At 67.3% G+C, this 24,001-nt stretch carries 18 protein-coding genes; 11 read left to right on the forward strand and 7 right to left on the reverse strand.

The window, feature by feature from the left end; all coding sequences use genetic code 11:
* Positions 1–67: 67 nt before the first annotated feature.
* Genes R9J51_RS16670 through betC form a run of 4 tightly spaced genes read right to left on the reverse strand, consistent with a single transcriptional unit; the run spans position 68 to position 4,089 of the window.
* Positions 68–529, reverse strand: coding sequence for an Lrp/AsnC family transcriptional regulator (locus R9J51_RS16670; RefSeq protein ID WP_218843498.1), 462 nt, complete (start codon positions 527–529; stop codon positions 68–70).
* Between the two features lie 35 nt (positions 530–564).
* Positions 565–1,299: a histidine utilization repressor gene (gene hutC / locus R9J51_RS16675; RefSeq protein ID WP_168557702.1), complete on the reverse strand. Its 735-nt coding sequence runs from the start codon at positions 1,297–1,299 to the stop codon at positions 565–567.
* Positions 1,300–1,332: 33 nt separating this feature from the next.
* Positions 1,333–2,538: an MFS transporter gene (locus R9J51_RS16680; RefSeq protein WP_179505140.1), complete on the reverse strand. Its 1,206-nt coding sequence runs from the start codon at positions 2,536–2,538 to the stop codon at positions 1,333–1,335.
* Positions 2,539–2,571: 33 nt separating this feature from the next.
* A complete protein-coding gene (gene betC / locus R9J51_RS16685; RefSeq protein WP_179505141.1) occupies positions 2,572–4,089 on the reverse strand; it encodes a choline-sulfatase in 1,518 nt (505 codons plus the stop codon).
* A 90-nt stretch (positions 4,090–4,179) separates the two neighbouring features.
* On the opposite strand from betC, the gene R9J51_RS16690 reads away from it, so the two are divergent.
* Entirely contained in the window at positions 4,180–5,106 is a 927-nt protein-coding gene (locus R9J51_RS16690) for a choline sulfate utilization transcriptional regulator (protein WP_179505142.1), read from the forward strand.
* A 36-nt stretch (positions 5,107–5,142) separates the two neighbouring features.
* Here R9J51_RS16690 and R9J51_RS16695 read toward each other — a convergent pair whose 3' ends face one another.
* Positions 5,143–6,501: a glycoside hydrolase family 130 protein gene (locus R9J51_RS16695; RefSeq protein ID WP_179505143.1), complete on the reverse strand. Its 1,359-nt coding sequence runs from the start codon at positions 6,499–6,501 to the stop codon at positions 5,143–5,145.
* A 199-nt stretch (positions 6,502–6,700) separates the two neighbouring features.
* On the opposite strand from R9J51_RS16695, the gene tkt reads away from it, so the two are divergent.
* From tkt to pncB, 5 genes are all read left to right on the forward strand, one after another.
* Positions 6,701–8,773, forward strand: a complete 2,073-nt coding sequence (gene tkt, locus R9J51_RS16700; RefSeq protein ID WP_179505144.1) for a transketolase — start codon at positions 6,701–6,703, stop codon at positions 8,771–8,773.
* An 8-nt stretch (positions 8,774–8,781) separates the two neighbouring features.
* On the forward strand, positions 8,782–9,801 hold the full coding sequence (gene gnd, locus R9J51_RS16705) for a phosphogluconate dehydrogenase (NAD(+)-dependent, decarboxylating) (RefSeq protein ID WP_432787598.1): 1,020 nt from the start codon (positions 8,782–8,784) through the stop codon (positions 9,799–9,801).
* Between the two features lie 158 nt (positions 9,802–9,959).
* Positions 9,960–11,060, forward strand: coding sequence for a PLP-dependent cysteine synthase family protein (locus R9J51_RS16710; RefSeq protein WP_179505146.1), 1,101 nt, complete (start codon positions 9,960–9,962; stop codon positions 11,058–11,060).
* A gap of 120 nt (positions 11,061–11,180) precedes the next feature.
* Positions 11,181–12,734: an aldehyde dehydrogenase (NADP(+)) gene (locus R9J51_RS16715; protein WP_179505147.1), complete on the forward strand. Its 1,554-nt coding sequence runs from the start codon at positions 11,181–11,183 to the stop codon at positions 12,732–12,734.
* Positions 12,735–12,809: 75 nt separating this feature from the next.
* The gene (gene pncB / locus R9J51_RS16720; protein WP_179505148.1) at positions 12,810–14,114 is read left to right on the forward strand and encodes a nicotinate phosphoribosyltransferase; all 1,305 of its coding nucleotides are present in this window, start codon (positions 12,810–12,812) and stop codon (positions 14,112–14,114) included.
* 256 nt (positions 14,115–14,370) lie between these two features.
* Here the strand turns inward: pncB and R9J51_RS16725 are convergent, their stop codons facing one another.
* Positions 14,371–15,762 (reverse strand): PLP-dependent aminotransferase family protein, encoded by a 1,392-nt coding sequence (locus R9J51_RS16725; protein ID WP_248290556.1) that lies wholly within the window; start codon positions 15,760–15,762, stop codon positions 14,371–14,373.
* A gap of 106 nt (positions 15,763–15,868) precedes the next feature.
* On the opposite strand from R9J51_RS16725, the gene R9J51_RS16730 reads away from it, so the two are divergent.
* From R9J51_RS16730 to R9J51_RS16750, 5 genes are all read left to right on the forward strand, one after another.
* Positions 15,869–16,732 (forward strand): DMT family transporter, encoded by an 864-nt coding sequence (locus R9J51_RS16730; protein ID WP_179505149.1) that lies wholly within the window; start codon positions 15,869–15,871, stop codon positions 16,730–16,732.
* A gap of 102 nt (positions 16,733–16,834) precedes the next feature.
* Positions 16,835–17,395, forward strand: coding sequence for a 2Fe-2S iron-sulfur cluster-binding protein (locus R9J51_RS16735; protein ID WP_179505150.1), 561 nt, complete (start codon positions 16,835–16,837; stop codon positions 17,393–17,395).
* Positions 17,392–18,363, forward strand: coding sequence for an FAD binding domain-containing protein (locus R9J51_RS16740; RefSeq protein WP_179505151.1), 972 nt, complete (start codon positions 17,392–17,394; stop codon positions 18,361–18,363). Before R9J51_RS16735 ends, R9J51_RS16740 begins: the two co-directional genes overlap by 4 nt.
* Positions 18,364–18,367: 4 nt before the next feature.
* Positions 18,368–20,605, forward strand: a complete 2,238-nt coding sequence (locus R9J51_RS16745; protein ID WP_179505152.1) for a xanthine dehydrogenase family protein molybdopterin-binding subunit — start codon at positions 18,368–18,370, stop codon at positions 20,603–20,605.
* A gap of 13 nt (positions 20,606–20,618) precedes the next feature.
* Positions 20,619–21,704 (forward strand): catalase family protein, encoded by a 1,086-nt coding sequence (locus tag R9J51_RS16750; RefSeq protein WP_179505153.1) that lies wholly within the window; start codon positions 20,619–20,621, stop codon positions 21,702–21,704.
* A 16-nt stretch (positions 21,705–21,720) separates the two neighbouring features.
* Here the strand turns inward: R9J51_RS16750 and R9J51_RS16755 are convergent, their stop codons facing one another.
* A complete protein-coding gene (locus R9J51_RS16755; protein WP_179505154.1) occupies positions 21,721–24,000 on the reverse strand; it encodes an FdhF/YdeP family oxidoreductase in 2,280 nt (759 codons plus the stop codon).
* Position 24,001 lies beyond the last annotated feature (1 nt).

The raw sequence follows: 24,001 nt of genomic DNA on the forward strand, positions 1-24,001 counted from the left end.
CGCGCGAAGTTACGAGAGAAAACCCCTAAATATGCGTGACTGACGCAGAGAAGCGCCATTCTACGCGTCAACCGCGCGGCAAGGGCAAGGCCGTGGTGCGCTTGATCCGGTCGAGCACGATGGACGAGCGCAAGTTCGCGACGTCACCATGGCCCAGGATCTCGTCGTTGATCAGGCGGGTGAACGCGGCAAGATCGATGGCGACGATGCGCAGGAGGTAGTCGGCGTCTCCGGTCAAGGCGCAGCAATCGACCACGGCGGTGAGCCCCGCGATGCGTTCGTGAAAGCCGCCCACCGCCTCGCGCGCATAAGATGCCATCGTCACCGTGACATAGGCTTCCACGCCCAGCCCCAGTGCCGCTTCGTCCAGCAAGGCCACCTGGCCCCGGATCACCCCCGTTTCGCGCAGGCGCGCAATGCGGCGCGAACATTGCGAGGGAGACAGGTGCACGGCCTCGGCCAAGTCGGCATGGCTGGCCGAGGCATCGGCCTGAAGCTGCGCAAGAATGCGAAGGTCTGTGCGATCCATGCGCCAATCGTGCATCAGGCGCGCAAGTTATGCAACTACCGAGCCGGCCCGAACCGCGCGACGAGTTCATAGGCGCCGGCCACGAAAACCTGGCGCACGAAGGTGACGCTGTCTGCCCCGCGCCAGGTGTGACGCGCCACCACCAGGCAAGGCGATCCGGCGGGAATGCCCAGCGCCTTGGCCTGTTCGCGGCTAGCGGCAAGCGCGCCGATGCGATTTTCCGCCTCGGTCCAGGGGATATGGCGCAAGAGCCAGCCACCGGGGGGATCGGCGGTAAAATCCACATCCGCCATCCCCGGCACCAGCGCCAGGTTGGTCACGCGCTCTTCCACGGCAAGCGGCGCGCCATCGGCCAGGTGCAGGCCTGAAAGCCGCAGGATCGGCCCAACGTCACCCAGTTCGGCCGCCGCCTCGCGGTCGCTGGCGGTGTCCCCCAGGCTGCGCGAAAGCAGGCGAAAGCCATAGACCTGCCCGCGCCCCTGCACTTCGAGCGCGAGGTCGGGAATGTCGAGCACCATCGAGACCGTGCGCGGCCGCGCCACGAACGTGCCCGCCCGCTTGCGCCGTTCCAGCAGGCCGCTTTCGGCAAGGCGCGAGAGCGCCTTGTTCACCGTCATCCGCGCGCAGCCATAATGCGCCATGAGTTCGAGTTCGGACGGGATGCGCTCGCCCGGACGAAGTTCGCCCGCCATGACGCGCGCCTCGATTTCCTGGCGGATGCGCTCGTGCATCGGCAGGGCGGCGGGCAATGGGGGCGTGGATGCGGTCATTGCCCCAGCACAGAGAGGGCCAGGGCGGCGCTGTCAAGATGCGAGGGCCGCTGGCCGCGCCGGGCTGCGCGCCATGGGCAGCGTCAGCAGCAGTGCCAGGGCGCAGCCGGCAAAGCCGACCAGGCCAACCCCGGCAAACGATCCGGTGGCATCGGCCAGTACGCCAGCGGCCAGCGCCCCCACCGATTGGGCCAGCAGCCAGGTGGCCGTCATCATCACCGCCAGCCGGCCGTCGGGCGCTTCGTCATAGGCCAGGCCCAACAGCATGGGATAGGCAATGAACCAGCTGGCGTTGAACACCACCAGGGCCACGGCAAAGACCCAGGCCAGGCTGGCCGTGGTAAGCAAAGCACAGGAAACCGCACAGGCCACCAACCCGCCCGCCAGCAGGGCCCGGCGCGGCAGCCGGGTGATCACCACGGCAAGCGCGGCATTGCCCAGCGCGCTGGCGATCGTGGCCAGCGATTGGTAGCGGCCAAACGTGGTGGCCGCCAGGCCAATGGCGTGGCCGGCGCGTTCCATGAACGGCCAGATCGACAGGCTTCCCCCGGCAAACAGGCCCATGGCGAGCAAGAGACGCCAGCCCGCCCGCGTCATCGGCTGGCGCGCCGCCATTGCAGCGTGGCCGGCGCGCGCCGCACCCGGCAGCGCCATGGCGCCCAGGCCCAGAACCGCCGAAAGCAAGGCCAGCGCGGCAAACATCGCGGCCAGGCCATGATGCGCGGAAACTTCGGGCAAGACGATGTTGACCACGGCAAACAGCACCGTCTGGCAGGCGATGCCAACCGAAATCGCCCGTGCCGGATGCGCCGTCTGCCCCGCTGCCAGGTTCACCGCGCCGTTCATCAGGCCAAAGCCGAAGCCGGTGACCAGCCGTCCGGCCAGGAGCAGCGGCAGGTTGCCCCCCAGCCCCGACAGCGCCTGCGCCAAGACCACCAGCACAGTGCTGGCCAGCGCAAGGCGGCGTGGCCCCCCGACCACGCCGCCCCCGCCGCCCCAGCGCGCCACGCCCAGCATGGCCGCGCCATAGGCGAGCGTTTCCAGCATGGCGAACAGCCCCATCGCGCTGGCGGAAAAACCGTAGGCGTCGATCAATCCACCCACGAGATAGGTGGTGAAATTGTTGCCGATATGCGCCGCTGCCGTGCCGGCGCCAATCGCTGCCAGAGTGAGGCCGGCGCGTGGTGCCTCCGGGCCCGGCGGGGCAGTTGCGGGGCCCTTGTCGGTCTGCTGCACCATGCCTGCCCCCATTGCCCCGTCCCCCCCTTGCGATCAATCGAAGCGCACGCGCGGGAAACGGGCAACCGCTTCCAGCAATTCCAGGTCCATGTGCGCGCGGATATATTCGCGTGACGCATCGCGCGGCACCTGGTGATCCCAATGGGTCAGCGTGCCGGTGGCATTGGCCTGGGCCACCAGATGGCGCCGGCGCTGGCTGGCCACGACTTGCGCAGCGATGGTGGGCAGGTCCCAGCGCGCGGCCACTTCCTCGCGCAGGCTGGCCACCAATGCGGCATGCGCCGGATCGTTGGCCAGGTTGCGGGTTTCGTCGCGGTCTTGCGCCAGGTTGTAAAGCTGGTCGGGATCGGCGGGGCAATGGATGAACTTCCAGTCCCCGCGCCGGATCATCACCACCGGCGCGATCGCCCCTTCGCCCAGGTATTCGGCCAAGGCCTCGTCATGGCCCTGCTCGCCCTGCAGGTGCGGCACCAGGCTCTGCCCGTCGACCGGGGCGGCATCGGCCGGCGGCAGGCCAGCGAGATCGAGCAAGGTGGGCAGGATGTCGAGTGTCGAGACAGCTGCATCCACCCGCGCTGGGGTAAAGCGCGCCGGGGCATGGACCAAGAGCGGAACACGTGCGGCGTTCTCGAAGAAGTTCATTTTGTACCACAGCCCACGCTCGCCCAGCATCTCGCCATGATCGCCGCAGACCAGCACCACGGTATTACTGGCCAGCCCGGTTTCCTCCAGCGTGTCGAGGATCAGGCCGAACTGCTCGTCGACGAAGCTGATCGCCCCGAAATAGGCGCGGCGCGCGGCGCGCACCTGGTCCTCGGTCACCGGCATCAGATCGGTGCCGCAAACATGGCGCAGGCGCTGCGCGTGGGGATCGTCGGCCACGTCGGCGCGCCCCAGGCGAGGCATGGGAATGTCGACGCCTTCATACAGATCCCAGTAGCGGCGGTGGATGGCAAAGGGATCGTGCGGATGGGTGAGCGAGGCAACCAGGAAAAACGGCCGTGCCGCCGGATCGCGGGCGATGTCGAACAGCTTGCGCCGCGTGGTAAAGACCACTTCTTCGTCGAAATCGATCTGGTTGGTGCGCACCGTGGGCCCGGCGGTGACCACCGAGTCCATCGAATGATACCAGGTGGGGCGGTGTTCGGGCCGCGTCCAATCCGGGGTCCAGCCATAGTCGGCAGGATAGATGTCGGTCGTCAGCCGCTCTTCAAACCCGTGCAACTGGTCAGCGCCCACGAAGTGCATCTTGCCCGACAGGATCGTGTGCCACCCGCCGGCACGCAGATAGTGGGCGATCGTGGGTGTGTCGCCGGCAAAATCGGCCGCATTGTCATACGCGCCGATGCGCGAGGGCAATTGGCTGGCCAAGAGCGAAAAGCGCGATGGCGCGCACAACGGGCTGGGGCAATAGGCATTGGCGAACACCACCCCGCGTTCGGCCAGCGCCGCCATCCGCGGGGCGTGCACCGGCCATTGCCCCAGGAACGGCAGCGCATCGGCCATCAACTGGTCTGCCATGAGAACGAGGAAGTTCGGCTTTTCGGTCATGCCCCGCAATCCACCCTGGCAAATCGGAAGGCATAAGCTAGAACGAAGGCAAAGCGGCGGGGAAGCCGCTGTCTGCTTAAGGGGGCATAAGTGGAGCTTTCGCCTGGGACCTATGCACGGCTGCCGCTCCGCGGCCTTCTGGTGTTCGAAGCGGCAGCCCGGCGGGGGACCTTTTCGGGCGCTGCGCGCGAACTGGCCATGACCCAGGCCGCAATCAGCCAGCATATCGGCCACCTGGAGGCCGAACTGGGCGTATCCCTGTTCGAACGCCATCATCGCGGCGTGGAACTGACCGCGGCGGGAGAGCGGCTTTTGCCCCGCGTGGAAGAAGGGCTGCAAGCGCTGGCCACCGGCGTTGCCAGCGCATCGCGCCACCGCGCCACGCGGACGGTCACGATCCTGACCGATTTCGGCTTTGCCGCCTGGTGGCTGATGCCGCGCATCGCGGAATTGACCGACCTGATGCCCGAGGTGGAAATCCGCCTTACCACCTCGCAGGGCACCACCGATGCCCTGGGCAGCGACTTCGACCTGGCCGTGCTGTTCGGCAATGGCCAATGGCCCGGATGCCGCGCGCACCGCCTGTTTGCCGAAGAAGTCCATCCGGTCTGCGCGCCAAGCTATCTGGCGCAGCGCCCCCTGCCCCCGGCCCTGCCCCTGGCCCCGGCCGATATCGCCCAGATGCGCCTGCTCCACTTGCGTGGTGGCGGCCCCACCCGCTGGTTCGACTGGCCAGACTGGTTTGCCGGCATGGGCGTGCCCGCACCTGCCGCGCGCCAGGACTTGGCATTCAACAACTATCAGATCGTGCTACAGGCCGCGATGCTCGGACAAGGCGTCGCGCTGGGCTGGGCCCCGCTGATCGACGACCTGGTCAGGGCGGGCAGCCTGGTACGGCTGACCGAACGCCCCTTGTCGAGCCCGCGGGGCTATCACCTGGTCGAGCCACTCACCCGGCCACAACTGACCGACACCGCGCGCGTCAATGCCTGGCTGCGCCAGACCGCCCGCGCCTAGCGCCCGCTCAGCAGCGTCCACGCCCTGTTTGCAGGGTCAGCCCATGTGCGCCAGCAAGGGATCAAGGTCGCAAGTGACGAAGCTCGCGAAATTGTCGGCAATGCCATAGGGCACCAGCAGGCGCCGCCCCAACGCCAGACTGCCGCAACTGTAGACGACATTGGGCACATAGCCATCGCGCTGTTCCGGGCCAGGGCGCAACAGCGGCAGGTTGGCCCGCGCCAGCACGCGCGAGGGGTCATCGCGATCGAGCAGCACGGCGCCGATCGTGTAATTGCGCACCGGCCCGACACCGTGGGTCATGAGCAGCCAGCCCTCGTCGATCTCGATCGGTGATCCGCAATTGCCCATCTGTACGAATTCCCACACATATTGCGGGCAAACGATCTTCTCGGCCTCGTCCCAGTGCCACAGGCTATCGGATCGCATCAGCCAGATGTTCTCGTTGTCCTGCCGGCCGATCATGGCATAGCGGCCACCCACTTTCCGGGGGAACAGCGCCATGCCCTTGTTCACCGCCACCCGCCCGGTCAGCGTGCGCATGTCGAACCGGCGGAAATCGCGGGTAGAGAGCATCTGCGTGCGGCCGGTCACGCCATCGAACGCGGTGAACGTGCCGTGATAGCAGATGCTGCCATCGTCCTGGGCAAACTGCACGAGCCGCAGGTCTTCCAGCCCGCGGGCCTGTGCCGCCGTGAGCGGAAAGAGCACGGCTTCGGACACATCCTGCACGCCATCGAAGTGCAGCCGCAGGGCATTGCCGTCTTCATCCTGCGCGTCGATCCGCGGGGACGCAGCCAGCCGCGCGGGGGAATCGATGGTCACTTGCGCCACGCCATCCCAGTCTCCGGTGCGGAACGTGATTGACGACACGTGCCCTTCACCGATCCCGCGCAACGCGCAGATGAAACGCATGCCCCCATCGGGCGCGCCCTCCTGCCGGGGCGCCGGCACGATCGACGGGTTGAACAGGGCGGCGGCCTCGAAGGCATATTCCTGCAGGAACATGCCACCGATCAACAGCCGGCGGTCCACTTCCAGCCGCGCGGCTTGCGGCGCGATCGCGATGATCTCTGCCGCGCGCCGCTCCAGCGTGCCCAGCACGTTGCGGTGCCGCGCATCGAGCAATTCCTTCATATAGGCCAAGGCCTGGGTCACGGCCGCATCGTCGAGGCCGATCACCCGGTCCACGATCGCGCGCACGCGGTCGCCCGGCTCGCTGGAATAGTCTTGCGGATAGGCCAGCTCGAACGGGCGCAGCACGGTTCGCGTGGCATCGGGCATCAGCCTGACATGCGCGCGCTGCCAGAATTCCACGATCGGCGGCGGCAATACGGCGGCGGCCACCCTGGCCCGCAGCGCCGTGGCATCGATGGGTAGCTCGGCATCGGGCATCGGGCATCCTTTCCGGCAGGGGCACCCCGGGTGCCCATCATTGCCGAACAAACGCCGCGCCAGGCATCAGGCTCCTGCACAAAAAGGCAAAATCGTCTCGGCCCACCGCGTCGTGCGAAACCAGGGGCGGGATGGTTCGTTGCCTGATCCGTAATTCGCCTGCCCGATCCCCCTCCCTGCCACGACGGGAAACCCTGCCATGCCCGATACCATCGACCACAGCCCGGAACGCCTGGCGCCCGACGTTCTGGCCATCGACACGATCCGCACCCTGGCGATGGATGCCGTGCAAAAGGCCAATTCCGGGCATCCCGGCACCCCGATGGCCCTGGCGCCGGTGGCCTATGCACTGTGGCACGATGTCTTGCGCACCGATCCGGCGTGCCCCGATTGGCCCAACCGCGATCGCTTCGTGCTCTCGGTTGGCCACGCCTCGATGCTGCTCTATGCCGTGTTGCACCTGGCCGGCGTGGAAGAAATCGACGCGCAGGGCGCCAAGACCGGCAAGCCCGCCGTCAGCCTGGAAGATATCGAGAATTTCCGCCAGTTGGGCTCCAAGACGCCCGGCCACCCGGAATATCGCATGACCACGGGGGTGGAAACCACCACCGGCCCGCTCGGCCAGGGGGTGGCCAATGCGGTGGGCATGGCCATGGCCGAGCAGGCCCTGGCCGCGCATTTCAACCGTGAAGGCTTCCCCCTGTTCGACCATGCCGTCTATGCCCTGTGCGGCGATGGCGACATGATGGAGGGCATCTCGGGCGAAGCGGCCTCGCTCGCCGGGCATCTGCGCCTGTCCAACTTGTGCTGGATCTATGACAGCAACACGATCTCGATCGAGGGATCGACCGACCTTGCCTTTACCGAAGACGTGGGCGCGCGGTTCCAGGCCTATGGCTGGCAAGTGCTGCACGTGGACGATGCCAACGATCTGGGCGCCTTGCACGGCGCGCTGGCGCAGTTCCAGGCCACCACCGACCGCCCCACGCTGATCGTGGTGCGCTCGGTCATCGGCTGGGGCAGCCCGCGCGCGGGCAGCGCCAAGGCCCATGGCGAGCCGTTGGGCGAGGACGGCGTGCGCGCCACCAAGGCCGCCTATGGCTGGCCACAGGACAAGTCGTTCTTCGTGCCCGATGGGGTCAAGGAAAGCTTTTCCGCCGCCGTTGCCGGGCGCGGCCGCCCGCTGCGCGAAGCGTGGGAAGCCCTGTTCGAACGCTATCGTGCGGTCTACCCCGCGCTCGCGGCAGAGTTCGACCTGCTGCGTGCCGGGCGCCTGCCCGAAGGCTGGCAGGATGCCCTGCCCAGCTTTGCGCCCGATGCCAAGGGCCTCGCCTCGCGCGAGGCGGGCGGCAAAGTGCTCAACGCCCTGGCCCCGCATATTCCGGCGCTGATCGGCGGCGCGGCCGACCTTTCCCCCTCCACCAAGACCGAGATCACCGGCGTCGCTTCGTTTTCCGTGGCCGATCGCGGCGGGCGCAACCTGCATTTCGGCGTGCGCGAGCATGCCATGGGGGCGATCGCCAATGGGCTCGCGCTGTCGTACCTGCGGCCCTACACCGCCACGTTCCTGGTCTTTGCCGATTACATGCGCGCGCCCATCCGCCTGGCCGCGATCATGGAATTGCCCACGGTCTTCGTGTTCACCCACGATTCCATTGGCGTGGGCGAGGATGGGCCAACCCACCAGCCGATCGAGCACCTGGCCACGCTGCGGGCCATTCCCGGCCTCGACACGATCCGCCCTGGCGATGCCAACGAAGTGAGCGTGGCCTGGCGGCTGGCGCTCGAAAGCACGCATACGCCGACGGCGCTGATCCTTTCGCGCCAGGCCATCCCCACGCTCGATCGCAGCAACCTTGCCAGTGCCGAAGGCGTGGTGCGCGGCGCCTATGTGCTGGGTGATTGCGAGGGTGAGCCAGAGGTCATCCTGATCGGCACCGGATCGGAACTGCCGCTCGTCGTCTCCGCCTGGGAAGAGCTGAAAAACCAGGGATTGCGTGCGCGGGTCGTGTCGATGCCCAGTTGGCACCGCTTCGAAGCGCAGGACGCCGCCTATCGCGAAAGCGTGCTGCCCCATGCCGTCAGGGCCCGCGTGGCGGTCGAACAGGGCGGCGCGCTAGGCTGGGATCGCTATGTCGGCCTCGACGGCGCCACCGTGACCATGGCCACGTTCGGTGCGTCTGCCCCGCTCGCCAAACTTCAGGAAAAGTTCGGCTACACCCGTGACAACGTGATCAAGCTGGCGCACGAGGCGATCGCGCGGGGCCGCTGAAATCTGCCGTGTGGCCACCCTCTACAGGATTTCGACAGGAGATTGCTTGCATGCATGTTGCCATCATCGGCCTGGGCCGCATGGGCGCCGGTATCGCCCGGCGCCTGATGCGCGCCGGCCATGAAATCATTGCCTTCGACGTTTCGGAAAAGGCCGTCGCCGCCCTGGTCGAGCAAGGCGCCAAAGGCGCGACGTCGCTGGCCGACGCCGCCGGACAGTTCGACGGGCAACGCGTGTTCTGGGTGATGCTGCCCGCTGGCGAGATCACCGAACAGACGATCGCCCAGCTTGCCGATCTGGCCCAGAGCGGCGACATCGTGATCGATGGCGGCAACAGCTTTTTCAAGGATGACGTTCGCCGCGCCAAGGCCTTGGCCGAAAAGGGCATCCATTATGTCGACGTGGGCACGTCGGGCGGGGTCTGGGGTTTTGACCGCGGCTTCAGCATGATGGTGGGCGGCGCGGCCGAAGCAGTGGCCACGATCGATCCGATTCTCGAAGCCCTGGCGCCGGGCATCGGCACGATCGAGCGCACGGCCGGCCGCGATGAACAAGCCGATCCGCGCCCCGAAAAGGGCTATCTTCACGCGGGCCCGGCCGGGGCCGGCCACTTCGTCAAGATGGTGCACAACGGCATCGAATACGGCATGATGGCGGCCTTTGCCGAAGGGTTCGATATCCTGAAAAGCAGGGCGTCGGACACGCTGCCCGAAGACGAGCGCTTCGATCTCAACCTGCCCGACATTGCCGAGACCTGGCGCCGCGGCAGCGTCGTTGCCTCGTGGCTGCTCGATCTCACGGCCGATGCCCTGGCGCGCGACCATGCGCTCGATGGCTTTGCCGGCAATGTTGCGGATTCGGGCGAAGGCCGCTGGACGGTGGAAGCGGCGATGGAACAGGCCGCCCCGGCCTATGTGCTCTCCGCCGCGCTGTTCGCCCGCTATCGCAGCCGCAACGAAACCACGTTTGGCGACAAGGTGCTCTCCGCCATGCGCTATGGCTTTGGCGGCCACGTCGAGGTGAAATGAACCGGTTGCGCCGCCAAGCGCAACCAGGATGCAATCCGGTCTTGATTTTACGCATCTGAATTGCACGGACGGCGGAAATGGCCGTCGTCTTTGCACCCTCCTGCGCCCCGCGCGCTGCTATGCTGCACACGGATTTGCCAGCAGGAGGGATTTTCGGGATGCACGCGCGCCAGATCGGCCAGGACCAGGACACCATCGCCCAACCGCGACGCTGGGCCGATTGGGCCATCGCCCGGATCGAGGCGGACTATGCCCGATCGGCTGATACCCACCTGATCCCGCTCGATCTGCCCGCGCTGCCCGGCATTGCCATCTACCTCAAGGATGAAAGCAGCCATCCCACCGGCAGCCTCAAGCACCGCCTCGCGCGCTCGCTGTTCCTCCACGCCTTGTGCAGCGGCTGGATCGGCGAAGGCACCCCGGTGGTAGAAGCCTCGTCGGGTTCAACCGCCGTATCCGAAGCCTATTTCGCACGAATGCTTGGCCTGCCGTTCGTGGCGGTGATCCCGGCCACCACGGCCGCCGAAAAGATCGCCGCGATCGAAGCCCTGGGCGGCCAATGCCATAAAGTGGACCAGCCCGGCGCCGTCTATGGCGCAGCGCAGGCCCTCGCGGCCGCGCGCGGCGGGCACTACATGGACCAGTTCACCTTTGCCGAGCGTGCCACCGATTGGCGCGGCAACAACAACATCGCCGAAAGCATCTTTGCCCAGATGGCGCGCGAGCCCGCGCCGGTTCCCACCTGGATCGTCTGTGGCGCGGGCACCGGCGGCACCTCGGCCACACTGGGCCGCTTCGTGCGCTATCACCGCCATGCCACGCGAATCTGCGTGGCCGATCCGGCGGGATCGGTGTTCCATCGCCACTGGCACGACCGCACGATCCTGCGCAAGGACGGCGCATGCAGCGTGATCGAGGGGATCGGCCGCCCGCGCGTCGAACCCTCGTTCGTGCCCGCCGTGATCGACCGGATGGAAGTGGTGGAGGATGCGGCCTCGATCGCCGCGGCCCGCGTGCTCTCCCGCCATCTGGGCCGCCGGGTGGGCGGATCGACCGGCACCAACCTGGTTGCCTGCGCGCGCCTTGCCAGCCAGATGGCGCAGGCCGGGCAACAGGGCTCGATCGTCACGATCCTGTGCGATTCCGGCGAACGCTATGCTTCGACGTGCTTCAACGATGAATGGCTGGCCGGTCGCAACCTCGACATCGCCGCCGAGGCAGCGCGCATGACGGAGTTTCTCGCCACCGGGCGATATTGATGGTAGCGCAACCACGGCAGATTTCCTATCTGCCATGCGGCAAAGGCGATAAGGGCGGTGCCCGTGGCGCGCCCCATCACAGCCGCGATTGCCATTGAAACTGCGAAGGAGCATGCGCCCATGGACGGTGCCTATCTGATCGGCGGCGAAAGCCGCACCAGCACCGAAACCTTCACCGGGATCGAGGCCGCCACCGGCCATGCCCTGGAAGGCGATTTCTCGATCACGCCGCTGGCCGATATCGCCCAGGCGTGCGCCCTGGCCGCCGCCGCGTTCGATACCTATCGCGAAACCGCGCCCGAAATTCGCGCCTCTTTCCTCGAAGCGATCGCCACCGCGCTCGAAGCACGGGCTGAGGCGATCATCGCCCGCGCCATGCTTGAAACCGGCCTGCCGCAGGGCCGCCTGGCGGGCGAACTGGGCCGCACCACGGGCCAGTTGCGCCTGTTTGCCACGGTCGTGCGCGAAGGGGCCTGGGCCGGCGCGGTGATCGAAGCCGCGCTACCCGATCGCCAGCCCCTGCCCCGCCCGGCTCTCGCCGCGCGGCAGATCCCGCTTGGCCCGGTGGCCGTATTCGGTGCCTCCAACTTCCCCCTGGCGTTCAGCGTGGCCGGTGGTGACACCGCCTCGGCCCTCGCCGCCGGCTGTCCGGTGGTGGTCAAGGCCCATCCCGCGCACCCCGGCACCTCGCGCCTGGCGGGCGAAGCCATTGCCGAGGCCGTGGCCAAGAGCGGGCTGCCCGGTGGGGTGTTCAGCCTGGTCCAGGGGCCGGGCAACGATATCGGCACCGCGCTGGTGGCTGATCCGGCGATCAAGGCGGTGGGCTTTACCGGCTCGCGCCGGGGCGGCGTGGCGCTGATGGGCGTGGCCGCGGCGCGCGCCGAGCCGATCCCGGTCTATGCAGAAATGTCGTCGATCAACCCGGTTCTGCTGTTCCCCGCCGCGCTCGCCGCGCGCGCGGAAGACCTGGGCAAGGCCTATGTCGGCTCGCTCAGCCTGTTTGCCGGGCAGTTCTGCACCAATCCGGGCCTGGTCATCGCGCTCGACAGCCCCGATCTCGAACGCTTCCTCGCCGCCGCAGCGCAGGCGCTGGCCGGTGTTGCGCCCCAGGTCATGCTGACCGGCGCGATTGCCGCCGCCTATGCCCAGGGCATCGAAACCCTGGCCAGCAGCGATGGCGTGAACGTCGTGGCCGCCGGTGCCGCCGGCAATGCGCAAACCGGCGCGGCGCGCCTGCTCACCGTGGATGCTGCGCGGCTGCTGGCCGGTTCCCGGTTGACCGAGGAAGTGTTCGGCCCCTCCTCGCTGGTGGTGCGCGCGCAGAGCACTGACGAGATCGCCCAATTGCTCGAAGCCCTCGAAGGCCAACTCACAGCCACGCTGCACCTCGATGAAGCGGACCACGCTTTGGCCGCGCCGCTGATCCCGGTGCTGGAGCGCAAGGTGGGACGCATCCTTGCCAATGGCTGGCCCACGGGCGTGGAAGTAAGCCGCTCGATGGTTCACGGCGGCCCTTATCCGGCCACCAGCGACGGGCGTTCCACTTCGGTCGGCGCCATGGCCATCCACCGCTTCCTGCGCCCGGTGTGCTACCAGGCGCTGCCCGATGCACTGCTGCCCGCCGCGCTGCAGGCAGCCAATCCGCAAGGCCTGCCGCGGCAGTCTTTCGCCTGACTTTTCCCGCGCCCGCCGGCACGATCGCCGGCGGGCGCATCTTCCCAAGCGCGACCAATGGCGTAAGGACGGGCCATGACGTTCACCGACATCGCCCGTCGCGCCTATGACCACAATTTCCGGCTCGATCCGATCGTACGCAGCCTGCTCGATACGGATTTCTACAAGCTGCTGATGTTGCAGATGATCCGGCATGTGCATCCGGACGTTGCCACCACGTTTTCGCTGATCAACCGAACCACGCGGGTGCGCCTGGCCGATGTGATCGACGAAGGCGAACTGCGCGCCCAGCTCGATCATGCGCGCACCGTGCGGTTCACCAAGAAGGAACTGATCTGGCTGGCCGGCAACAGCTTCTATGGCCGCCAGCAGATGTTCGCGCCGGATTTCATCGCCTGGCTCGCCGATTTCCAGTTGCCGGAATACGCGCTTCACCGCCGCGACGGACAGTACGAACTGCATTTCGCCGGGCCCTGGACGCACACCACGATGTGGGAAATCCCGGCGCTGGCGATCATCAACGAACTGCGTTCGCGCGCCGCCCTGCGCGACAAGGGCAAGTTCGCGCTCGATGTCACCTATGCCCGCGCCAAGGCCAAGCTGTGGAACAAGGTGGAGCGCTTGCGCACCCTGCCCGATCTGGTCCTCTCGGATTTCGGCACGCGGCGGCGCCACGGCTTCCTGTGGCAGCGCTGGTGCGTGGAAGCGCTGAAGGAAGGCCTGGGCGATCGCTTCATCGGCACGTCCAACGTGCTCCTGGCCATGGATGCCGATCTGGAGGCGATCGGCACCAACGCACACGAATTGCCCATGGTGGCCGCTGCCCTGGCCAAGGATGATGCGGAACTGGCCCAGGCGCCCTATCGCGTGCTGGAAGAATGGCGCCAGCACTACAACGGCAACCTGCTCATCGCCCTGCCCGATGCGTTTGGCACCACGGCGTTCCTGGCCCATGCCCCCGATTGGCTGGCAGGGTGGACCGGCTTCCGGCCCGACAGCGCCCCGCCCATTCCGGCCGGTGAGCAGATCATCGCCTGGTGGCGTGCCCACGGCGTCGATCCGCGCCAACGCCTGCTGATCTTTTCGGATGGCATGGACGTGGACACGATCGAGCAGACCTATCGCCATTTCCACGGGCGGGTGCGGATGAGCTTTGGCTGGGGCACCAATCTTACCAACGATTTCCGCGGTTGCGCGCCCGATGGAGACGCCGCGCTCGAACCGATCTCGCTGGTCTGCAAGGTCACCAGCGCCAATGGCCACCCGGCGGTCAAGCTGTCGGACAATCCCGCCAAGGCCACCGGCACCCGGCACGAGATTGCCCGCTATCTCCGCGTCTTCGGGGCAGAGGGCCAGGTGGCCCAGGCCGTCACGGTCTAGGTCGTGAACTCATAAATGGCGCCCCCGAGGTTTGAGGCCAAAGGCCCCGTCGCGAGGAGAAAGCGCGCAGGAATATCTTACATATTTCAAGTGCTTTCGACGCTGCCAAGGGGCCTTTGGGTCAAATCCCGGAGGGACGCCAAAATGGCTTCCATCTCAGCCCAAAGTGCCCTTGCAAAGGCTACCAGCCTTCGCGGCGGTCACTTTGGCCCGATATGTTCGCCATTTTGGCGCCTCGGGGGCGCCATTTATGAGTTCACGACCTAGCCATCGCCTGCGCCAGCGCGGCCAGGGCCGCATCGCTCGATTGCGCCACGTTCCAGCGCATGAACGCGCCCGCGCTCTGACTGGGGCTGAACACGTTGCCGGGCGCTAGCACCACGCCCAGGTCCAGGCAGCGTTGCGCCAGAACCGCGCTGTCCATCCCGGCGGGCAGGCGGCACCACAGGGTAAAGCCGGCGCCTTCGTCAGGGCGCGTCTCGATGCCCAGCCGGGCCAGTGCCTGCGCGGTGTGTCGCCGCGCGCGCGACAGGCGGCGGCGCAACTGCTCGACATGGCGACGATAGGCGCCCTGGCCCAGCACCAGGCCGATCGCGGCGGTGACCAGCGGGCTTGGCCCGCCAAACCCCGTCGCCAATTGCAGATCGGCCAGCGCGGCAATCCATTCGCCCCGCGCGGCGATATAGCCGCAGCGCACCGAGGCCGAAATCGTCTTGGAAAAGCTGCCCACGCGGATCACGCCCGATAGCCCGTCGAGCGCGGCCATGGTCGGGCGACCGGGGGCGAAATCGGCAAAGATGTCATCCTCCACGATCACCATGCCGTGCGCAGCGGCAATGCCGGGCAGGCGGTGCGCCGTGGGCAGCGACAGGCTGCCGCCGGTGGGATTGTGCAGGCTGGAATTGGTGAGATAGAGGCGCGGCCGTTCCGCGGCGACCACGGCGGCAAAGGCATCGGCATCGGGGCCGCCCGGGCCAAACGGCACGCTCACCGCGCGCACGGCATGGGCTGCCACCAGCGCCTGGTAATTGAAATAGCACGGGTCATCGAGCAGCACGGTATCGCCTGGGCGCAGCAGCAGACGGCAGATCAGGTCCACCGCCGCCGATCCCGAGGCGGTCAGCAGGATGCGATCGGGATCGCAGACCATGCCTTCGGCGGCAAAGCGCAAGGCGATCTGGCGGCGCAACGCCGGGTCGCCGGCAGTGGTGCCGTAATGCACCAGGTTGGCAGGGTCGCGCATCGCCTCGCGCAGCGCGCGCTGGAGTGCCGCCTGGGGCATCCACTCCGCCGGCAGCCAGCCGCAACCGGGCATCGCCACTGCGCCGCCGCCCTGGTCCAGCGACTCGCGCGAAACCCAGAAAGGGTCGATCGCATGGTCGCGCACCGGCGCGCGCGCCGATGGGCTTTGCGGCGCGCTGGCCAGGTGGCTGACGAAAAAGCCCGAGCGCGGCACCGCCTGGATCACGCCATCGGCCACCAGCCGGTCATAGGCCTCTACCACGGTTGCGGGCGACACGCCAAAGCTGGCCGCGCTTTGCCGCACCGAAGGCAGGCGATCGCCCGCGCACAGCAGGCGTGCGGCAATGCGGCTGCGTATGCCCGCAATCACACTGTCGATGCGCGTAGTCGTGGCCAACTGTATCACCCCTTTGACCGGTACAGAATAGCATCACTGTACCACCCTGTATCTGGCCGCACCAGCCCGTTTTCGCGAAACCGGCGCGCATCTGCAAAACACAGGGATGCAAACGATGGATGCAAGACAACGCGGCTGGGCCAACGGCATGCTCGCCGTGGCGATGTTTGCCGGATCGATGCCGGCCACGCGCCTGGCGATCATCGGCATTGCCCCGCTCTTGCTGACCAGCGCACGCGCCCTCATTGCCGGGCTGATCGGCGGCGCCCTGCTGCTGCTCGGCCGCCAGCCTCTGCCACAAGGTGGGCAATGGCGCGCGCTGGTGGTCGTCGCGGGCGGCTGCGTGCTCGGCTTTCCGCTGCTTTCCGCCCTCGCGCTCGAACATATCTCGGCCGCGCGCTCGCTGGTCTTCACCGGCCTGCTGCCGCTCAGCACCGCCACGTTTGGCGTGTTGCGCGCGCAAGAGCGCCCCTCCCCGGCATTCTGGGCCTTCGCCGCGCTGGGTGCGGCGGCCGTGGCCGGTTTTGCCCTGTCGCGCGGGGCGGCGGGCTCTGCCCTGGGCGATGGGCTGATGCTGGCGGCGGTGATCGTCTGCGGCCTGGGCTATGCCGAAGGCGCCGTGCTGACCCGCGCGTTGGGCGGCTGGCAGGTGATCTGCTGGGCCCTGGTGCTGAGCCTGCCCGCCGCGCTGCTCGGCACGCTGGCGCTGCACCCTGCCGCTGGCCTCGCAGGTGTGGGTTGGCAAAGCTGGGCGGGCCTTGCCTATGTCTCGCTGATCTCGATGCTGGTGGGCTTCATATTCTGGTATCGCGGCCTCGATCTGGGCGGCATTGCCAGCGTGGGCCAGCTGCAATTGCTGCAACCATTCCTCGGCCTGGGCCTCGCGGCGCTGGTCTTGGGCGAAAGCGTGAGCCCGGCCGCCTTGCCGGTGATGGCGGTGGTGGCAGCCAGTGCGCTGGGCGCCCGCCGCTTCGCCTGAACGCGCCCCGCCCATTGCGGCAATAACGGTATCCCAGGATCATTGCGGCCTGTTGCGCGTTCGAACCGGACAATCCCCCCAAGACGAGGCTTGCTTCCGGCCATGGCCACCAATCTGGCGACCGCCCAACTCACCGCGCCTGACAGCACGGCAAACGTCAATGGCACGCAGCATGCGCTGCCGACCGACCCCCGCCGCACCCTGCTTGATTGGCTGCGCGACGATCTTGGCCTGACCGGCACGAAGAAGGGCTGCGACCATGGCCAGTGCGGTGCCTGCACCGTGCTGGTCGATGGCCGGCGGATCAACTCCTGCCTGTCGCTCGCTGCATTGCACGGGGGCGACACGATCGAAACGATCGAGGGGATCGGCCAAGGGAGCGAATGGCCCGATGTGCTGGCCCCTTTGCAGCGCGCCTTCGTGACGCACGATGGGTTCCAGTGCGGCTATTGCACGCCAGGCCAGATCTGTTCGGCCAAGGCGCTGATCGAGGAACTTGCCCAGGGCTGGCCCAGCGCGGTCAGCGCCGACGTGGCTGCCCATCCCACCCCCACGCCCGATGAACTGCGCGAGCGGATGAGCGGCAACCTGTGCCGCTGCGGCGCCTATGCCAATATCATTGCCGCGCTGGAAGACGTCATCGCGGCGGAGGACGTGGCATGAAGGCCTTCACGCTCGACCACGCTCCCAGCGCCGACACCGCACTCGCCGCGATGGGCCAGGGCGCCACGGCGATTGCCGGTGGCACCAACCTGGTGGACCTGATGAAATTGCAGGTCGCCACGCCCGAACGGCTGGTCTCGATCCGCCGCACCGGGCTGGACACCATCGGCTATGACGGTGATGGCCTGCGCATCGGCGCGCTCGTCACCAATGCCGATTGCGCGGCCGACATGCGCGTGCGCCAGGATTGGCCGCTGCTCTCGCAGGCGATCCTTGCCGGCGCCAGCCCGCAATTGCGCAACCGCGCCACCACCGGCGGCAATTTGTGCCAGCGCACCCGCTGCGGCTATTTCACCGACACCACGCAAGCCTGCAACAAGCGGGAGCCTGGAACCGGCTGCGCCGCGCGCGAAGGGTTCAACCGCATCCACGCCGTGCTGGGCACCAGCGACGCCTGCATCGCCACGTATCCTGGTGACATGGCCGTGGCGCTGCTCGCGCTCGACGCGGTGGTGCTCACCCAAGGGCCCTTCGGCCTGCGCCAGATCCCGCTGGCCATGTTCCACCGCGAGCCGGGCGAAGACCCCAGCCGCGACAATGTGCTGCAACCGGGCGAGTTGATCACCGCGGTCAAGCTGCCCGCGCCCACCGGCGGCCGCCAGGTCTACCGCAAGGTGCGCGATCGCGCGTCCTATGCCTTTGCCCTGGTTTCGGTGGCCGTGGACCTGACGATGGAACACGGGCGTATCGCCCGCTGCGCGCTGGCCTTCGGCAGCCTTGGCACGGTGCCGTGGCGCGATCCGGCGGTGGAAGCCGTGCTGGTGGGCGAGGCCCCCTCGCCCGCGCTGTTCGCCCAGGCCGCCGATGTCTTGCTGCGCGATGCGCGTGGCTTTGGCGCCAACGACTTCAAGATTCCCCTTGCCGCGCGCGCCCTTGCCGCGACGCTGGCGCAAGCGACGAAGGGTTGAGCTGATGCACCTGCCCCTTTCCGACATGTACAACCAGCCCGACGAGCGCAACCGGCTCGACCACATGCGCCAGGGCGTGATCGGCAAGCCGCTCGATCGCCCCGAAGGGCCGCTCAAGGTCAGCGGCACGGCCACTTACGCTGCGGAATGGCGCATCGCCGGCTGTGTCGACGGCGTTCTCGTCCTCGCCTCGATCGCGCAGGGCCAGGTCAGCGCGATCCATCGCGACGACGTTCTGGCGCGCGAAGGCGTGCTGGCCGTGATCGCCGATCCGGCGATGACGCGCCGCTCTGCCCAGGGCATGGCCGCCAAGGCACCGCAACAGGACGCCGCACGCGTCGAATATTTCGGCCAGCCGGTGGCCCTGGTCGTGGCGCAAACCTTTGAACAGGCGCGCGACGCGGCGCTGGCGCTGCGTATCGACTATACCGATGCCAGCGATCCCGCACCCTTCGATCCGCACACCCCCGGCGTGAAGGTGGAAGCACCGTCCGACAGCAAGCCGGTGGAGGGCGGAGACCTCGACCAGGCGATGGAGACGGCCGCGTTCAGCATCGACGTGGAATACGATACGCCCGGCCACGCCAGCGCCGCGATGGAGCCGCATGCGACCATCGCGCAATGGCAGGGCGACAATCTGATCCTGCACGGCAGCTATCAGATGCTGGCATACAACGTGAAGGAAATCGCCGATTGCCTGGGCATTGCGGCGGACAAGGTGCGGATCATCGCGCCTTATGTCGGTGGCGGCTTTGGATCGAAGCTGGGCATCACGCACGAAGCCGTCTCGGCCGCGATCGCCGCGCGCGAACTGGGCCGCCCGGTGCGCGTGGTAATGACCCGGCAGCAGGTGTTCCAGACCGTGATGCGCCGTTCCGAAACGCGCCAGCGCGTGCGGCTGGCGGCTGATCCCGCCGGCCGGTTGATCGGCTTGGGGCATGAGGCGCTGGTATCCAACCTGCCGGGCGAAAAGTTTGCCGAACCCGTCACCCAGGCCACGGAATTCCTTTATGGCGGCGAAAACCGCCTGCTCAAGGTGGAGGTGGCACGCATCAGCCGCCTTACCGCCGGCTCTGTCCGCGCGCCGGGCGAAGCGGTCGGCATGCAAGTGCTGGAAGCGGCGATGGACGAACTGGCCGAGAAGATCGGCATCGATCCCATCGACTTGCGCAAGCGCAACCTGCCCGCCACCGTGCCGGTTGAAGGCACGCCCTATTCCTCGCGGATGTTGACCCAGGCGTTGGAAGAAGGCGCAAAAGCCTTTGGCTGGAGCGCGCGGCAAACCCGGCCGTGCCAGACCCGCGAGGGTGAATGGTGGATCGGCATGGGCATGGCCAGCGCCGCCCGTGTCAACATGATGGTGCCTGCCCAGGCACGCGTCACCCTGCGGGCCGATGGCAGCGCGCTGGTGGAAACCGACCAGACCGACATCGGCACCGGCACATATGCCATCCTGGGCCAGATTGCGGGCGAAATGCTGGGCCTGCCGATCGCGCAAGTGACTGTGAAGCTCGGCGATACCGCCTTTCCCGCCGGCGCGGGTTCGGGGGGCAGCTTCGGCGCGATCTCCACCGGCTCTGCCGTGATGCGCGCGTGCGAGGCCATCCGCGAAACGCTGGCCAAGCGCCTGGGCTGCGACGAAACCGACCTTGCCCTCAAGGATGGCAGCGCCAGTGCGCCGGGCGGCGAAAGCCGCGCCTTGCCCGATCTGCTCGATGGGCACGACTTGGTCGAAACCGGCTCGATCAAACCGGGCAAGACCGCCAAGGAATTTTCACAGGCAAGCTACGGCGCATTCTTTGCCGAAGTGGCCGTCCACGCCTTTACCGGCGAAGTGCGGGTGCGCCGCATGACCGGCGCTTTCGGCTTTGGCCGCGTGCTCAACGCCAAGACCGCCCGCTCGCAATGCCTGGGCGGGATGGTCTGGGGTATCGGCAGCGCCTTGACCGAGGAACTCGCCTTCGACACGCGCGATGGCCACCTGGTCAACCATGACCTCGCCGAATACCACGTGCCGGTCCATGCCGACGTGCCGGCGATCGAGGTGATCCTGCTGGAAGAGCGCGATGCGGCGGCCAGCCCGCTCCAGGCCAAGGGCGTGGGCGAACTGGGCATCTGCGGCGCGGCCGGGGCGATTGCCAACGCGGTCTACAACGCCTGTGGCGTACGCGTGTGCAGCTTCCCCCTCACGCTCGACAAGATCATCCCCGCCCTGCCCGATCCCTTTGCATCCGCCGTCTGAAAGGAAGGCTTTCGTGCTTACAGCCCCCATCCGCTATTCGCCCGATCTCGAACACGTGCAGGACAACGAAGCGGAAACCGACGCTTCCCTGGAAAAGTCGTTCGACCACATCCTGCACACCACCGCCAAGGATTATGGCCGGCCGGTGCGCGCCGTTCATGCCAAGGCCCATGGCCTGTTCGAAGGCACGTTTACCATCGACGCGCATTTGCCGCCGGAACTGGCCCAGGGTCTGTTCGCCACGCCGGGCAGCTATCGCGCCTCCTTCCGTGTCTCCACCAATCCGGGCGATATCCTGGATGACAATGTCGTGCTGCCGCGCGGCCTTGCGCTGAAGGTGGAAGGTGTGCCGGGCGAATTCGTGGCCGAGGCCGAAGGCGACGCGCAGGACTTCCTGATGGTCAACAGCCCGGTGTTTGCCGCGCCCAGCGCCGACAAGTTTGCCGGGAAGCTCAAGCTGCTCGCCGCAACGACCGACCGCGCGCCTGGTGCCAAGGTTGCGCTGTCCACGGTGCTCGGCTTCATCAACAGCGCCTTGGGCAAGGTCGGCCTGGAATCGGGCGCACTGGCCGCCATGGGTGGCGCGCCGCAGGTGCATCCCCTGGGGGAAACCTATTTTTCCACCACGCCGTTCCGCTTTGGCGATCACGTCGCCAAGTTTCGCCTGCGCCCGCTGTCACCGGCGCTGACGGCGCTGACCGGCCAGGTGATCGACACCAAAGGCCGGCCCGATGGCCTGCGCGAAACCATTCGCCAGGACGCCGCAGGCCTCACCGGCGAATGGGCATTCGAAGTGCAGTTGCTGCGCGATCTCGGGCAGCAGCCGGTCGAGGATGCCAGCGTGGAATGGCCCGAAGAGGTTTCGCCGTTCGTGCAGGTCGCCACGCTGCGCATGGAGCCGCAGGATAGCTGGAGCGCCGACAAGGTGCAGCGCATCGATGAAACGCTGCACTTCTCGCCCTGGAACGCCCTGGCCGCCCACCGCCCGCTCGGCGGCATCAACCGCGCTCGCCGCCGCGCCTATCGCCAGTCGTCCACTTTCCGCGTGGCCATGCAGCAAGGCTGCCCGGTGGCGCACGCGGAGGAAGCGGCCAACTGAGTTGAAAGCCCGCCGGTCAGGCCTCGACCCTGACCGGCACCCCCTTTGACGCCGGCGTGTCAGACAGCTTTTCCCGCAGGCCCAGCGGCACCAGCGCGTTGAGTTCGGGGAAATAGCCCGCCACCGTGCCGGCCGGCAGGTCATAGGGCACGACTTTCAGGCCGCCCACCGCGCGGCGCGTTGCCGTATCGGTGGCCGTCACCAGCGTGATCCGCTGCCCTTCAGCCAGTCCCAGCCGGGCAATCTCGCCCGGCGCCATCAATGCGATGGTGCGCTCGCCCGAAAGACCGCGCAGCCGGTCGTTCATGCCATAGACCGTGGTGTTGAACTGGTCGTTGGACCGCAGCGTGACAAGGCGCAGCGTATCGGCCGCTTCATCCTGTGGCCCTGCATTGAGCACGCTGGGATCGGTGAATTCCGCCTTGCCGCTCTGCGTGTGCCACACGCGGCGGCGCGCGTCGTTGCCCCGGAAAAAGCCGCCCGGCTCGTGCATCCGGCGGTCCATCTCGGCAAATTCCTTGGGAAAGGTCTGCGCGATCAATTCGCGGATGCGCGTGTAATCGGCGCGCCATTCGTCCCACAGCCAGCGCGGGTGGAACGGCAGGGTGGCCTTGGCCAGTTCGCACAGGATTGCCGTCTCGCTCATTACATGCGCGCTCGCCGGCTTGCGCCGGCCCATCGAGCTGTAGATGTGGCTGAAGCTGTCCTCGATGCTGACGAACTGGTTGCCGCTTTCCTGGATATCCTCTTCCGAGCGCACCAGGCAGGGCAAGATCCAGCTTTCCTTGCCCGGCAGCAGGTGCGTGTGGTTGAGGCGCGTGGCGATGTGCACCGTCAGGTCCATCTCCCGCCAGGCTGCGTGCACGGGCCCGTAGTCGGGCACCGCCATGGCCAGGTTGCCGCCCAGGCCCAGGTAGACGCGGTTCTTGCCCGCCAGCAGCGCTTCCAGGAATTTGGCGGTGTTGTGGCCATCTTCCTGCGGTGTTTCCAGGCCCAGCACTTCGCGGTACTTTTCCACCGGGGCGAGCGAAACCTTTTCGGTAATGCCCACGGTGCGCTGGCCCTGCACGTTGGAATGGCCGCGAATGGGCGAACAGCCCGCCCCCGGCCGGCCGATATTGCCGCGCAGCAACAGCAGGTTGACGAGCAGGCCAATCGCCTCGCTGCCATGCACCTGTTGCGTCAGGCCCATGCCGTAGATGCCCATCACCGCCTTGGCATCGGCATAGACGTCGCCCGCCGCTTCCATCTCGGCCCGCGTCACGCCGCTTGCCGCCTCCAGCGCGTCCCAGCCGGTGGCTTCCACTTTGGCGCGGAACGCCTCGAAACCATGCGAATGTTGCGCAATAAAATCTTGGTCCAGCATCCCTTCCTCGCGCTCGGCGCGCGCCAGCACATGCTTGCACACGCCCATCAGCGCGGCGATGTCACCGCCGGGGCGAACTTGCAGGTAGAGATGGCTCAACCGGGTCGCCTTGCCGGTGAGCATTTCGACCGGGCTTTGCGGGTTGATGAACTCGACCAGCCCGGCTTCTTTGAGCGGGTTGAACGTCACGATCTTGCAACCGCGCTTCACCGCCTGCTGCAAGGGATGCAGGATGCGCGGGGAATTGGTGCCGGGGTTCTGGCCGAGGTAAAAGATCGCGTCGCACTGCTCCAAGTCTTCCAACTGGCAGGTGCCGACCGGTGAACCGATCACTTTCTTGAGCCCCACCGACGTGGTCTCGTGGCACATGTTCGAACTGTCGGGTAGGTTGTTGTGCCCTAGCATCCGCGCGAAAGCGGCAAACAGATAGCTCGGTTCGAGCGCTGCCTTGCCGCTGGCATAGAATGTCATGGCATCTGGCGGCGTCTGCTTCAGCCGGCTGCCGATAGCGGCAAATGCCTCGTCCCACGTGGCGCGGACATAGCGATCGCTGGCAGGGTCATAGCGAAGCGGCTCGGTCAGCCGGCCTTCGCGCTCCAGTTCGTTGGCGCTCAATCCCCACAGTTCGCTGACCGTGTGCTGTTCAAAGAACGCCGGGGTGCAGCGCGCGCTGGTCAGGTCCCACAGCGTCGCCTTCGCGCCGTTCTCGCAAAACTCGAAAGCCGCCGGATTGGGCGGCTTGATCCAGGCGCAAGAGGTGCAGGCCGTGCCATCGGGCTTGTTGAGATGGCGCAACGTGTCCAGCGCACCTGGCCCGGCGGCTTGGGATAGCTCGGTCGCGACAATGCCCTCCAGCGATCCCCATCCCCCGGCCGCTTCGGGCACCTTAATCGCTTGTGCCGCTGCTTCCGGGGTCTGGCGCTGGGTCATT

It is taken from the genome of Novosphingobium rhizosphaerae, from assembly GCF_050920675.1.
In the GTDB taxonomy this organism is placed as follows: domain Bacteria; phylum Pseudomonadota; class Alphaproteobacteria; order Sphingomonadales; family Sphingomonadaceae; genus Novosphingobium; species Novosphingobium rhizosphaerae.